10 protein-coding genes and 1 pseudogene are annotated in these 14,695 nt (G+C 57.9%); 10 read left to right on the forward strand and 1 reads right to left on the reverse strand.

The window, feature by feature from the left end:
- From BHE01S_RS35170 to BHE01S_RS35215, 10 genes are all read left to right on the forward strand, one after another.
- Positions 1 to 187 (forward strand): 4Fe-4S dicluster domain-containing protein (locus BHE01S_RS35170; RefSeq protein ID WP_042272980.1); only part of this gene is annotated, 187 nt, incomplete at its 5' end.
- Between the two features lie 487 nt (positions 188 to 674).
- Positions 675 to 899, forward strand: coding sequence for a hypothetical protein (locus tag BHE01S_RS35175; RefSeq protein WP_042272981.1), 225 nt, complete (start codon positions 675 to 677; stop codon positions 897 to 899).
- A 650-nt stretch (positions 900 to 1,549) separates the two neighbouring features.
- The gene (locus BHE01S_RS35180) at positions 1,550 to 2,509 is read left to right on the forward strand and encodes an EAL domain-containing protein (RefSeq protein ID WP_052406250.1); all 960 of its coding nucleotides are present in this window, start codon (positions 1,550 to 1,552) and stop codon (positions 2,507 to 2,509) included.
- Between the two features lie 498 nt (positions 2,510 to 3,007).
- Complete coding sequence (locus BHE01S_RS35185) at positions 3,008 to 3,541, forward strand: fimbrial protein (RefSeq protein ID WP_042272996.1); 534 nt, start codon at positions 3,008 to 3,010, stop codon at positions 3,539 to 3,541.
- 88 nt (positions 3,542 to 3,629) lie between these two features.
- Entirely contained in the window at positions 3,630 to 4,373 is a 744-nt protein-coding gene (locus BHE01S_RS35190; RefSeq protein ID WP_042272982.1) for a fimbria/pilus periplasmic chaperone, read from the forward strand.
- Between the two features lie 155 nt (positions 4,374 to 4,528).
- Positions 4,529 to 7,093 carry a fimbria/pilus outer membrane usher protein gene (locus BHE01S_RS35195; protein ID WP_245639957.1) on the forward strand — a complete coding sequence of 855 codons (2,565 nt, stop codon included), beginning with the start codon at positions 4,529 to 4,531 and terminating at the stop codon, positions 7,091 to 7,093.
- Between the two features lie 77 nt (positions 7,094 to 7,170).
- The gene (locus BHE01S_RS37505; protein WP_167337738.1) at positions 7,171 to 8,256 is read left to right on the forward strand and encodes a fimbrial protein; all 1,086 of its coding nucleotides are present in this window, start codon (positions 7,171 to 7,173) and stop codon (positions 8,254 to 8,256) included.
- A gap of 1,201 nt (positions 8,257 to 9,457) precedes the next feature.
- A complete protein-coding gene (locus BHE01S_RS35205) occupies positions 9,458 to 10,120 on the forward strand; it encodes a response regulator transcription factor (protein ID WP_042272988.1) in 663 nt (220 codons plus the stop codon).
- On the forward strand, positions 10,120 to 13,389 hold the full coding sequence (locus tag BHE01S_RS35210; RefSeq protein WP_042272990.1) for a hybrid sensor histidine kinase/response regulator: 3,270 nt from the start codon (positions 10,120 to 10,122) through the stop codon (positions 13,387 to 13,389). Before BHE01S_RS35205 ends, BHE01S_RS35210 begins: the two co-directional genes overlap by 1 nt.
- A gap of 139 nt (positions 13,390 to 13,528) precedes the next feature.
- On the forward strand, positions 13,529 to 14,074 hold the full coding sequence (locus tag BHE01S_RS35215; RefSeq protein WP_042272992.1) for a hypothetical protein: 546 nt from the start codon (positions 13,529 to 13,531) through the stop codon (positions 14,072 to 14,074).
- 412 nt (positions 14,075 to 14,486) lie between these two features.
- Here BHE01S_RS35215 and BHE01S_RS37510 read toward each other — a convergent pair.
- A pseudogene (locus tag BHE01S_RS37510) lies at positions 14,487 to 14,695 on the reverse strand (IS110 family transposase); the annotation flags it as partial.

A 14,695-nucleotide genomic window follows, 5' to 3' on the forward strand; every position in this document is an offset into this window, starting at 1 on the left:
CCCCGAAGCGCGCTTCTGCCCGGCCGCGGTGTACGAGTTCATGAAGCACGAGGACGGCAGCGACCGTCTGCAGATCAACGCGCAGAACTGCGTGCACTGCAAGACCTGCGATATCAAGGACCCGACGCAGAACATCGTGTGGGTCACGCCGGAAGGCGGTGGCGGTCCGAATTATCCGAACATGTAAGCATCGGTCGGCGCGTTCGCGCCACTCGACGATGCGGCTTGTGGCAGGCAGGGCGTGGTGCGCCCTCCTGCCATTTTTTACGTCCGCCAAAACCCGTACCTGCCGTCGTCGCGCAGCTCGCGTTTCACCTCGCCGCAATACATCGGGCAGTTCAGGCTCGCGGGGCGCAAAGGGAAATGGGGAGCGCAAACTTTCGCGCATCGCGCGCAGGATATCGCGAACCCGGCGGGCCTGCCCGCGCCCCTTTGGGGAGGCGAGCGCATGACGGCAGGATTGCGGCACCACGCTGCGCTGCCGCATACCTGTTTACTTTTGTTTCCGCTTGTTGCTTCTCGTTGCGGCCTGTTTCGCTTTGTTGCCGGACGACGACCTCCTATGACGTAGCATCGCAACTCAACGTCAATATTTATTGCGCCGCAGCAAAATGATGCCTACACTGACTAACGTCTGCCGGCTGCCTCGACGCATTCGCAAAGGAGGGCGTGACATGACGAATCGATCTACCACATTGCATGCATCCCCGAAGCTGCACGTTTTCGAGCAGGAAGGAGGGTGGCATTGGGGCATCACCATCCCTCGCAGCGCGGGTAGCGGCTTCAAGCTCATCGCATACAGCGAAACGACCTTCAATGGCGAGAACGAAGCGCTGCGTGACGGTAGCCGCGCGCTCGAAAATCTTCCCGAAGACGCGGCACTCGCATTCGCACCCTGAAACGCCGCGCATTGACGACAAGCACGTTGACGAAGTCTCTTTACGGCACATGCAGTAGATAAACTTCTGCGTGGCGCCACCCGGCGTGCGATGCTCCTGGTCCAGCACCTTGACGTTGCAATAGTCGTCCACCACGAGGTCGTCGACCAATGTCGAGGCCGCGCCGCCCACGTCGATGATGGCCGCCTCCTTCGACAACCCCGCCTGACGAATAAGCGCCGCCGACCGGGGCGCGTGCTCCTGAAACCAGCTTACGCGGGTCGGTGTATTTGTCGCGTAGACGCGATTCCAGTGATCCCGCGACTGCATAAAACGTCCTGCCTCGTTGCTCGCAAAGCTCGATGTCCGAAAGCGTGTGCGCGCTCGTTTCCCCACGCAGTGCGCGAGTCGCGCGTGGAATGGGAGAAGCCGAGCCGATGCAATAGCCGTTTGTGGCGCGTTTTTTGAGTAGATAGTTTCGATCGTAAAACGATCTATTTCGATAAGGATAGTTATCTTGATGAACGAATTCCATGGAAGGTATGGGCGCCAGCGCCATCCGGCGCTGCAAGGGCACTCATCATCTCCTGAAGTTTCGAATTTATTAGATGGATTTTGATGACTCGGACTTATAACGTACGTGCATTACCACAGGCAATTTGAGGGGTGGCATGAGTTCGAAAGCCAAGGAAGGAGATCAGTTTTCTACGCTCGATGGCCGCACGTACACCGGCAGCGACAATCTGCCGTCTTCCTTGCGTCTGTGGCGAGGAGTTCTCAACAGCGAGGACGCCCTGCGCACGGGACAGACCGCCGACAGTCAGGGGGTGTTCCAACCGGGAAGCCGGGCATCCGGGCGCAACCCGGTCTCCGGGAATGGAGTCTCTCATCGGCTCGGCCAGTATCCGGTGGCTGCGTGGTACCAGCCGAAAATCGACATGGCTACCGGTCGGGTTGTCGGGCTGGAGGCGTTGGCACGTGTGATCGACCCCGCGCGAGGTCCACTTTCTCCGTGTGAACTGTTGCGCGGAGCCACGGCTGACTCCCTGGAGGATTTGACCATCGAAATACTCTCTCAGGCAGTGGCCACGCAACGCCGTTTGCATTCCGAAGGACATACTCTCGACATCGCCGTCAACCTGACGGCGACGCTAATAGAGCGCCGTGACGTGCGTAACCATTTGCTGGAGTGCGTTCGCGAAGGCGGGGGTGACCCCTCACGCATCGTGCTCGAAATTGTCGAGACCGAGCAGGCCTGCGACCTCACCGCCCTCATCCGCGGTGTCGAAGCGTTGTGTGCGCACGGTTTCAGATTCGCTGCAGACGACTTCGGTACGGGATACAACACATTGCTTCGTCTTATCCAGATCTCGTTCACTGAGCTCAAGGTTGATCGAGCCTTCGTGCGAAATGCAGGTTCGGATCCGCACGTACGTGCAGCACTCGAAGCGTGCGTACTGCTTGGCAAGCGTCTTGGACTGGTCGTCACTGCTGAAGGTGTGGAAACCTGTGCCGATCTTGAAATCACCCAGGATTTCGGCTGCGACTACGCACAGGGATACCTGATATCCCGCCCACTGTCTGCCCATGCCATCACGGAATTCCTGTTGCGCTGGCAGCCCAATTCGTAAGCCGTCGTATGGCCCCGCGCTCGACGTCACAAGCGCGATCGACGAATTCCTGAGTGATCCATTTCGGTTATCACGTGGATTCAAGCGCCGCTTCTTCAACGTTCACTGCCACGTTTCTAGACGTGGCAGCTTGGCCAGTCGCCCGTCCTTGGCGCGTTCATTGATCTGGACGATCACGCCCGATCCTGGCAAGGCCATCGTGGTCGGAGTCACACGAATTCCTGCGACTGCGGAGTGACATAAAGCCGCACTCGTTATTCTAAGTTATTAGATATTTAACGCCGGCGAGATTCGAGATAATTAAAACAATCTCGCAGCAACCTAACGAAAATAGATAATATCCGAGTGAATATGATATTCGAGATACTTAAATTTTCATATTATTAACAATGACTTGTTATTGATTTTTGCATTGAATAAAAATCCCGAGATTCATCGGTATTTTTGCGGTGGCGTATTGATCCAGTAATTCTAACTCTTGTTCATATGGAGCAAATCATGAAGCAAATCATGCGGCCTCTCGTGGCTGCTGCTCTTCTGGGGTCTGTCGTAATGGGGGCTCATGCGGCCGATGGGACGATTACCATCACGGGCAGTGTGACTTCCCAGACGTGCACGATCAACGGTGGCGCACCTGACTTTACTGTCGCGTTGCCGACGGTCGCTGCAGCGACACTTCAAACGGCAGGTGCCACTGCGGGCCGCACGCCGTTTACGATTTCCCTCACCGGCTGCAGCACGAGCACTGGTACCGTCCATGCGTTCTTCGAACAAGGCTCGACCATCAATGCCAGTACCGGCAACCTGACACTGAACGCGGGCGGGGCGAGCAATGTGGAAATCCAGTTGCTCAATGGCGGCGATGCCTCAGTCATTGCATTGAATCAGCCCGATGCGCAACAGAACTCGGCGCCTGCGTCGATCTCTGATGGATCCGCTCAACTCAGCTACTACGCGCAGTACGTGGCGACAGGTGCCGCGGGAGCCGGTTCCGCGAATTCGAGCGTGATGTACACGATGTCCTATCAGTGATGTCTCCTGGCTGCAGGTGGAAGACCGGAGCTTCCCTTGCAGCCCTGATTTCTCCCCCCTTCGTTGTCTCCGGCCCAGGGTCAAAATCATGCGCGCAGTACTGAGGGTTCAAAGTCTGCTCCGCAACGGCTTCATTGCAGCGGCGTGCGTTCTTGCGTCTTATGCTCACGCGTCCGTCGTTGTGGTGGGAACGCGGGTCATCTACAACCAGGATGACCCGGAGGTGACGGTCAAGCTGACCAATCAGGGCGGGTCGCCGGGGCTCGTTCAGGTCTGGATCGACAAAGGTGACCCGAAGGCGGAACCATCGTCGATCAAGGTGCCTTTCATCGTAACGCCCCCCGTATCGCGAATTGATCCCGGTAAGGGGCAAACACTTCGCATCGTCCACATGGGTGCGCCGGAAATCAAGGATCGGGAGTCGGTCTATTGGTTGAATGTGCTGGAAATTCCGCCAGTGGCAAAAGAACAGGATGCCAATCGTTTGCAGTTCGCGTTTCGCACGCGTATCAAGCTCTTCTATCGTCCCGCGGATCTGCCCGGATCGCCGGAGCAGGCACCCGCCGGGATTACCTGGCACATGACTCAATCGAACGGCTCATCCAGTTTGCGTGCGTATAACCCCAGTGCATACAACGTGTCGTTTTCAAGGCTCGACGTCTCGGACGGGCGTGAGACCGCTTCATTCACCGACGGCGGCATGTTGGCGCCGGGCGAAACACGGCAGTTCCCCTTGACCGGTGCGCGTGCCATTTCCGGGTCAGCCACGGTGCGCTACGAGTTCATCAACGACTACGGCGGCCTTGCAAAGGGGGACGCCTCGCTGAAGTAAATACGCAGATCCCCGGAAATTTAATGTGCTAACCCCATCTCGCTGGCAGGCCGCGACGGCTTGCCGGGAGGAGGGTTTGTCTATCGAAACGAGTGAGTGGTATGAGGCGGTGTCAATCACGAACGCACTACAAGCTGAAGCTTCGCCCTCTGTGCGTGGTGGTTCTCGCCTGCTTTGCAGCAGTGGGGGCCGCCGCGGCGGAACCGGGTGGCGGGGTGGTAACGTTCAACAGCGTGTTCCTGCGCCAGCTCGGAAATACGGGTATCGACTTGACGCAATTCAGCAAGGAAAACGTCGCTCTCCCGGGGGACTACCTTGCTGACACCTATGTCAACGAGACCTGGGTGGGGCGGATCAGGATCAGCCTGAAGCAGGCGCAATCCGGGCGTGTGGAAACGTGCATGGATCGTGAGCTGCTTGAACATGCCGGCATCGATCTGGGCAAACTCCCGGCGTCGGCCCTCGAACTGCTCGAAAAGGCCAATCACAACAGCGAGCTGTGCGTGACGTTGCCGCAACTCGTGAACGATGCGACCGCCACGTTTGACAACGGCGAGCAGCGTCTTGATTTGAGCATTCCGCAGGCCATATTGAATCGTCGCGCGCGCGGTTACGTCGACCCGCAGTTCTGGGACGACGGTGTAACGTCGGCACTCGTGCAGTACAACAGCAACTTTTATCGCAACAGCGGCAGCTTTGGCGCGAACACCCAAGCCTACCTCGGTTTGACCGTCGGTCTGAATGTCGGCCCGTGGCGTTTCCGGCATACCGGCAATCTGAACAGCAGCACTCGCGCGGGCACCACCTATCAGGCGGTACAAACGTCGTTGCAGCGCACGATCGTCCCGCTCAAGAGCCAGTTCACAGTAGGCGACGCTTTTACCGATGGCGCGATGTTCGACAGTGTGGGCTTCCGGGGAATGTCACTGGCGAGCGACGATCGCATGTATCCCGAGTCGCAGCGCGGCTACGCACCTGTCGTTCGCGGTGTTGCGCGAAGCAACGCACTGGTTCAGGTTCTGCAGAACGGCAACGTCCTCTACGAAACCAACGTCGCGCCAGGCCCGTTTGAAATCGACGATCTCTATCCGACCGGCTATGGAGGAAATCTCCAGGTTGTCGTGACCGAGGCAGATGGTACGAAGTCGACCACGCTCGTGCCTTACGCGGCCGCGCCCAACGCGTTGCGTCCGGGCCTCACGCGTTACAACGTGACGGCGGGCCAATATCGCAGCGCACTGGTGGGCAGCCACCCACTGCTTTTTCAGGCGACAGTGCAGCACGGCTTCACGAACCTGATCACAGGCTATGGCGGTGTAGCCCACACGACAGGCTACGTTGCTGTCATGGCTGGGACGGCGCTCAACACGCCGTTGGGCGCGTTCGGTATCGATATCGCCCACGCCCGTACGACACTCGGTGATCACTCTACGCGCAGCGGCCAGAGTCTGCGGATCAGCTACAGCAAATATTTTGCCCCGACGGATACCAACGTGTCCGTGGCCGCGTATCAGTATTCCAGCGGTGGCTATCTTGGACTGGCCGACGCAATTGCTACCCGCTCAACCGGCTATTCACAAAATGGCGGTGTGGCGGGTGCCCGGCAACGAAACAGTCTGCAGATTACATTGAACCAGACGTTACCCGAGGGCTGGGGATCGTTTTATTTCAGTGGTACCGGGCAGAACTACTGGGATAAGAAAGGCGCTGAAGCGCAATTCTCGGCGGGTTATAACAACACGTTCCGCAGAATCAGCTATGGCGTGATGTTTGGCCGTCAATACGATCTGACATCCGGGCGCTGGGACAACCGCGTGATGGTAACGGCATCCATCCCGCTCGGTACGAAACCGCGCTCACCCGTGCTTTCCACGAACATGCAGCGAAGCTCGAGCGGTGGAGAAAACGTCCAGACGATGGTTTCCGGCTCGCTGGGCGAGGACAGCGCATTCAACTACGGCATTAGTACCGGCTACAGCAACAGCGGGACAACGGGCAGCGCGACAGGCGGCGCCAATGTGGCTTACCGCTCGCCAGTCGCAGCGGTCACGGCCAACGTGTCGACCGGTAGCGGCTACACGCAGTACGGTGCAGGTTTGTCGGGCAGCGTTGTTGCCTATCGCGGCGGCATCGCGACCTCGCCGTTGACGGGCGACACGATGGCGGTCGTCGAGGCGAAGGACGCCGGTGGCGCCCGCGTCACCACCCAGAGCGGCGTGCGTATCGACCGGTGGGGACACGCACTGGTGCCGGGCCTTACGCCTTTCTCCCGCAACGAGATCGGTATCGATCCCAAGGGGTTACCGGTTAGCGTCGAATTCAAGTCGACGTCGCAGCAGGCCGTGCCGACTGCCGGTGCGGTCGTCGTGACGCATTTCGAGACCGCCAATCCGGGACGCTCAGTGATATTCAACGTGACGGTAGACGGCAGCGAGCCCGTGCCTTTCGGCGCGGACGTGCGTGATGAATCTGGCCAGAGCGTAGGCACCGTCGCACAGGGTGGGCATGCGATCGTTCGCGGTCTGAAGGCGGCCACCGGAGAACTGGTGGTTCAGTGGGGTAGCGAGCCCCACCAGATGTGCCGTCTCGAGTACGAGCTTGCCGACGCGAAGAACACCAAGGCTGCGACCTGGGCAAATGTGGATGCGATCTGCCGTGCCGCTGGCAGACCGGGCTTGCCGGCAACGCAGGCGAGTTCCAGCTCCCAGCCGCTGAGATGAAGGGGAGGCGGCATGTCGGCAAGTCATTCAGGCAGAGATTTTCTGGAGAAGAGCGTGACAATAATCCGGAGAGGGAAATGTATTCAGTAATGGAATTGATCAAGCGATTTGCAGGAGGGCTGACGATCGCGTTCAGTGCGGTCGTCCTGCTCGTGCTTCCCGATGTCGCAAGTGCCGCATGGACCACAAACAACATGACCATCAGCACGTTGGGATCACGGACATTCAATAATGGCAATGCCGATCAGAACCACGCCGGGACAGCCATTGGGAACTGGACGTCCACAACGACGGCCACTGTCTGGAGCGGCAGCGCATTGGACTACTTCAGCGGCTACACATGGGCGATGGCGTCCCAGAGTGCGGTTGCGAGGGTGACCTATACAGATTCCAGCTCCGGTCAGTCGTATTCAGTCTACCCGACCGGGGTGCCCAATATCGGCGTAGTAGTAGGCATCGCCGACGCAGGCACGAGCACCTTCAAGCCCCTCACCGCAGCCTGGTCCCAGGTCTGGACGGGATCTGCCTGGGGCAGCCTTGGCTTCAATACGCGAGCACTGCTCGTCGCGACCGGCCCACTTAGGGCGGGGACGTATAGCATCCCGGCCCAGATCGTCGCGTCGCTCAAGGCGACATCAGACGCCGCTGGCACTTCGCTCACAGGCTCCGTTGCCACCCTAAGTATCTCCGGAGCGACGGTGACGGTCACTGCACAAAGCTGTATGGTGACGGCGGGGCAAAACCAGGTCGTTACCCTGCCAACGGTTTCGGTGGGTAATTTTCATGGCGTTGGATCGAGTCCGTCTGCAGCGAACTCCTTCAATATGCAGTTGAGCTGTCCAGCCGGTATTGCGCTCTACGCCACAATGACGGATGCGACAACGCCGGGCAACACCGGCAACTATCTGACATTATCTCCAGCAACAACAAGTGCGGCAGGAGTTGGCGTACAGATCTATGCCAATGGCTCGACCTCCCCGGTATCGTTTGGCCCGGATTCCTCTTACCCAGGCAACACGAACCAGTGGTACGTGGGTGGAAGTGCGAGTTCGCCGTCGACGGCATACAACATTCCGTTCACGGTGCGATACGTGCAGACAGCGGCAACAACGACTGCGGGAAGCGTCGAAGCGCTGGCAACGATCACATTTTCATATCAGTGATCAGTTTGGCGTTATCAAGTTGATCAATACATGATCTGCATAAAATTGATAAGGATACCGATTTGTTATCCGTTACGCTCCGTCTGTTACTGTCAAGGTGGAAAAGACCGGGATTCACATCTATCGTGTAATTCTATTTAATTAGATAGGCATCGGGCCGATCGCTCCTCATACTCCAGGTATTGCAGCAGCATGTCCAGGCGAGGTTTCGGAAAGCCAGGCGCCGTCCGATCAAGGCAGTGCAATTTTCCTCACGCCGCCCTCCGTGAAAAATTCGATTCATACCGCTCGATAACCGAGGAATTCTATTTAATCAGAAAGGCTTCGATACGATTAATCACCATACTCTAGACATTGTATTAGCGTGTTCAAATTTACACACTATTTAGTGCGCCATCCAGTAACTGATTGCCTTGGCATGCGCCTCCGCAATTGACCTTGTACGTGGATGTATTCAGGAGGTGGTCTACCATGACATTTAGCTTGATCCAGTTGAGCGGAATGATTGTAATTTTTTTCTCCGCTTTCGCGTTGGGTGCGATAGCGAGGAGGGGACGCAATCGATCGGCTGATTTTGGCGGCGATGGTTGTGCGAGCATCGGTGGCTGTGCCGCGGACGCAAGTAATCCGGCCGCAGAAGCCTTGCGCATCATGCGTCTACGTGACGTGATTCGTGTTCGGTGCTCGTATAGGACCGGCGACGGACGCGGCTTCCTGGTGCGTTGCTACAATACGACCTGTCCCCATATCAAGATTGCGGCGCATCGATGACGGCTCCAGGCAGGGCGCATGTTCCCGGCGCGACGTAAAAGGCGCAATGCTGTTGGCGGGGCGCAGCGCCTCCGATGAAGATTTTGTCGAAAATGTTTGAGAACCGTCCTTCTCGAAGGTGTGATGGACTGCACAAGTGTGTAGTTGTTTGGTTACACTCATGACGATGGGTTTGGAGCGCTTCCTGGCGGGCACAGCGTCGGCCGGTCCGTATCCAATGTTTGCGCGAACGGGTGAGGTTCGCCGACGTCCATGAGAGCCAGTTGCGCGCGTCGACTCCGAATATCGTTCAAGCGGGTCTGCAATTCGCGACGCCGCCTGACTATGTCCAAGCGTGAGTTCGCGGCGCCCGTTCGGTCAGGCCGACGAAGCGCCTTAGTCCTCTGATGCTATGTTTCGAGTCGCACTTGCGTAAACCTCGGGAGTCGGAATGTCAAAAGACCTTCAGCGGATTCGTGTGGCCATTGCCGACGATCATCCCATTATTCTGCTTGCCGTGAAGGATTGCCTGGAGTCGACGCTCGGCTATGAGGTTGCGATTCAGGAAACCTCAGGGCGGGGTCTGCTTGGCGCCCTCGGCAGTCAGCCTGTGTCGCTGATCGTGACCGACTTCTCCATGCAACACGACGACCACCACGACGGTCTTCGTCTGATTACGCAATTGCGGCGACAGCATGAGCATATCCCAATAGTCGTGTTCACCATGGTGACGAATCCGGGCGTGCTTACGCAGTTGTGTCGCGTCGGCGTGGCTGGCCTGATTGGCAAGGATGAAGAAATGGCCGAACTCGGGCGTGTTTGCCAGCGTGTCATGGCGGGGGGCGTGCGTCCATGTATGTCGCCAAGCGTCGAAAAACGGCTTGCTGAATCCAGCACAACGAAAAATGAGATCGCCGACTTTCAGATGCTTTCGCAAAAGGAACTCGAAGTTGTGCGGATGTTTTGCAGTGGTCTGTCGTTGACCGATATTGCGAAGCGACAGAATCGTACGTTGGGAACGATTGCGACGCAAAAGCGCTCGGCAATGCGCAAGCTCAATGTGGACAATAACATGGATCTCGTGAACTGCGCGCGGGAGCAGGGGCTGATCTGATGCAGCGCTTGATCAATGAACTTGGCGAATCGCCGCTCAGAAAGCTCTATTCACTCGAATCCAATCTCAAACGCGAGCGCAGTGTCTTTGCGATCGTCATTGCGTTGCTGGCGTGTGTAGTACTTGGCATCGCTGCGATGAGCGTAGTCGGTCTATTTCAGGGTACATTTCGCCAGGAGGAGCAGGCGGCACGCACGCATGAAAATAATGTGACCGATATCTTGTTGCAGCGGCGCGTGATGCTGACTACAGCAAGTCTTGTCCTTCAAATGCACATGAGCAGCGCCTTGCCGGTGTCCCCAGTCCCGCCGCCGAACGTTTGCACTCCGTTGTTTTCACATGATTCAGACAACGTTATTCTGCGAGAGAGCTGCAATTACTCTGCGCAGGTGTTCAGTAATTCCGTGCAGACGCCCAGCATGGCAATGGTGCTCGCCGACGGAAGTGCCGCGGTGGGTCATTTGTTTCCTGCGGAGGCGGCGCGCCTGCTAGGTGCGACCACGCCGGCTGGTTTCGCGCATGCCGTACTGGACCGTTTCAGGCAGCGGGGCGTGGACCCGCTCTACGCGGCGCGCAAACAGCAGATTTTGTGGATTGCCGTGCCCCCAACCTCGGCGGACGGGGTGGCGCGGCTGATGGGTGCTTCAGTCGTCATGGCGGGCGATCGTGTCCATGCAATTGTGATGACAAGCATCGACGTGCGCAACCTCGTTTTGCCGGTTGAGCGGCGCGGGTTGGTTCAGCAGCCGGTCCTGATCGATGTGGATGGTACGGCCTTGTCCGAGACGGGGCGGCTCGACCAGATTCGCAAGATCGATGACGCACTTTATGCCCGGCAAGACGGGCTCTATCACTGGGTTTCCGGTTTCGGTTGGGCACTGCGTCGTCCGCCGTTCTTCGCGAGCGTTGGGCACATGCTTTATCTGTTGCCGCTCAGCCTGCAATTGCGCGCGATCCGTTTGGATCTCTGGCTGATTGGGGGCATGACGCTTTTGCTCATCGTGATGCTCGGCGTGGCGTTTCGCTACTGGAATTACAAATTCCTGACGCGTATTTATTCCGAAGTATCGCGCGCACTCGATAGTGAGATACTCAACCATCTGTTGGTCCACGCGACGCCAGTTGGGCTTTGCATCGTCAGCCGGCCATCGCTGGAAATCGTCGTTGCGAACCCGCTCACTCGAGCCCTGCTTGGATTGCGTATCGCGGATCGTCATTTACCTGCCGGATTGCGGGACTCGTTCGAAAAGACGTTGGCGGAAAGCCGCGGGGAAGGGGCAAGCGATCGTATTTGGCAGTTCACGTGCGCGTTGGCGACAGAGGGTCAGCCGCCGGTGCACGTCGAAGTCACGGGAGCGCCGGCGAAACTGGATAATCGCGAGGTGTTTTTTTGCGCAATCAACGACATGACGGCGCGCTACCAGGCGGAAACGTTACTCAGAGAGGCTAAATTGACGAGCGAAGCCGCGGCCAGGGCGAAAGTCGCGTTCTTCGCGTCAATGAGCCACGAAATTCGCACGCCGCTCGCTTCGCTCGTGGGGAATATCGAGCTGGTCGCTCGCGGGCAACTCGCACCGGAACAGCGCGCGCGCGTCTGGGCTATGCAGAGTTCGGCTATGGGACTGCTGCAGGTCGTGAATGACGTGCTCGACTTCTCCAAGATCGATGTCGGTGAATTGACGCTGATGGAGGAGTGGGCCGACCCGGTAGATTTGCTTGACCGCCTGGCGCTTTCGCACGCGCCGCTTGCGCGGCAACAGGGGCTGCGCTTTTATACCGTGTTCGAACGGAACATTCCCCCCCGACTTCGACTGGATCCGATTCGTCTCTCCCAGATCGTCAACAACCTGCTCGGCAACGCGGTGAAGTTCACGCCGTCGGGCAAGATCGTGCTGCGTGTCGCATGGCGTGACAGTCAGCTCGAAATCAGCGTGATCGATTCCGGCATCGGTGTCACGGAGGAACTAAAACGCCGCCTCTTCCAGCCGTTCATGCAGGGCGACAACCACCGGCTTGCCAAGGCGCGGGGAACGGGGTTGGGCCTCTCGATCTGCGCGCGCCTGTGCGATCTGATGAACGGGCAAATCTCGCTGGACAGCACAGTTGGCGTCGGGACGCGCATAACGGTGAAATTGCCGCTCGAAGTCTCAAATGCCCGGCCCGCTGTGCAGCCCGGTCCGCTGCCTTACCATCGGCCGCTGTTGCTTGCTCGGGCGCAGGAGAATATCGAACGCCTGAGCTATCTGTTTGACCCCGCGCTGACAGTGATCGCGACTGCTGCGGTGTGCACCGACATTACCTCCGCGCGCGACCACGATCTTGTGATTGCTACGGACGAGATTTCGGCAGACGAAGTTCGGCTCTGCCTGGGCGAGGCGCACGCCGTTCTGTGGGCAACGGACGACGGGCCGCTAGTGCCTCGTCGTCGAGCAGGCGAAGGCGTCGAGGTATCGATACATAGCCTGACCGGGCTGAGAGCCGCGGCGGAGATGCTTGCACGTGAGTGCACGGCAGCGGATACGAACGAGGTCGCGCGCGTGGACACTGAATCGCAAACGATCGCGCTGATCGCCGAGGACAACGTGCTTAATCGCAGTCTGTTGCACGACCAGCTCACCACGCTTGGTGTGCGCGTCCTGGTTGCCCGTAACGGCGAGGAGGCGCTAGCTCTGGTAGAGAAGGAGCATGTCGACGTTGTGCTTACCGATATCGACATGCCGGTCATGGACGGCTATCAGCTTCTCGGCGAATTGCGTAGACGAGGCATGAGATTGCCCGTGTACGCAGTCAGTGCGAGCGCCCGCCCAGAAGACATTGCGGAGGGGTATTCGCGGGGGTTTACTGATTATCTGACGAAGCCAGTTCCGCTCGACAAGCTCGAGATGCTGGCCTCCACATGGAAGCGCAATCGCGCGGATGCCGATGCGCAGGAAGCCGAAGAGTATGCCATGCCGGAATTTCCGAGCGTGCCGCTCTCCTATACGGCCGCGTTTTTGCAGCAGACGGATCGCCACCTCGAGCAGTTTGAGAATATTTTGGAAGGGCGCGCACTAGGTCATCTGCGCGAGTGCCTTCATAGCCTGGCCGGTGGGCTCGCGGTGCTCGGGCCTTCGGAGCTTTACGAGCAATGCCAGGAGCTCAGGCTGCTCGCCCGTGAATCGGACTCGTGGTCCGAGGAGTTGGAGTTGCAGTCCACGGCTATACGCGACCAGTTGCGGAAAATGACCGAGCAGGTGCGAGCGCGTCGACCGGAGCGTAACGCGGTGTGATTTCTAAACAATGAGATTTGGTCTGTCACGAGAATTTGGATCTCAAGTTGAAGTGATGTGTCGGGTCGTTCGTCTGTGTCAAAGAGGTTAGATTTGTGTCGGCGTCGTTCAGGTTCTGAATCCTTTCCGAGGTAAGCCTATGAGACGACTTGCGATAGCGGACTTCTTCGTCAGGGTGGCTACGCTGATGTTAGTCTTGATCGCTTGCCTGTGGTTGTATTTTCATTTCGTATATGGTCAGGATGAGCTTTGGCAAGGGAACATCAACTTGTCTGCCGAAGTTCTTCCGTACCACGACGATTTGAAATTGCTCGTCGTTCATGTTCGGACGAAAAATCCGCGTAACGTCCAGTTCGAATTGAATAAGGAAGAGATGGACTCGTTCGAATTGAGGGCGCGAGAGTTGCCGCTGAACGGCGACGAAGGCAAGGTCTTCAATGAAGAGGAGGGGAAGCTAATCGCGCGCGCGGATTTGCTGCAACTTGCAGGAGGCGGCTACATTTTCCTGCCGAAAGCGGAGATGGACGACATGCAGGTGTTCGTCGTGCGCTCGGGATCATGGATCTCGCTTACGGCGGAAATGAAGAGCAAGACCGGCCAGTCTTATGTCAAGGAGAATGACGCTTCGATGGTCGTCTATGTGTCGAAAGCCGACGCAGCTAACAGCGTCGTGCGCACACGTTGATAACTGTTTCCCGTCAATTCGCTAAAGAAACGGTTCAAAAAACATCAAACGGCATACTGATTTTTTTGGGCGTTGCCAACTTGACGACTTCGCGTATCGTCATCGTCGCTGGTCGACGCCTCACGCGAACGTACGCGTCAACCAGGGCAGGAATCGGACATTTCTTATATGGTCGCCTCCCATTTGCAAGGTGATTGTGCGTGGCGAGAAGGGTGGTTGCGGACTTATACATGGCCTCGATCGCGGGCATGCCCGCCGGCCCCGATGGATTTCGCCGCAAAGGTCCTAATCTAAAAGGCGGACTCGAGGTCCGGGAAACGTCTCAGGCTTGCCTTTGCGCGGTCCAACCTGTCTTGCCATCGTTCAATACACCTGTGCAACCGTGAATGAGGCTACTGGTTTTGAGCCGTTATCACTGCGCTGGCACTGCCTCGTACGTTCGACCATATGCCAGCAGCGCCCAGATTGTTCGCGCCATCTTGTTGGCGAGCGCAACAGCAACGACGTTCGTTGGACGCCTGGACAGCATCTGGCGCAAACGCTCCGGCAGATGTCTTGCGCTCACGATGACCGATCGCGCGCCGTGAATCAGCAGCGTTCGCAAATACACGTCACCGCGTT

This window comes from Paraburkholderia heleia NBRC 101817 (genome assembly GCF_000739775.1).
Lineage (GTDB): Bacteria > Pseudomonadota > Gammaproteobacteria > Burkholderiales > Burkholderiaceae > Paraburkholderia > Paraburkholderia heleia.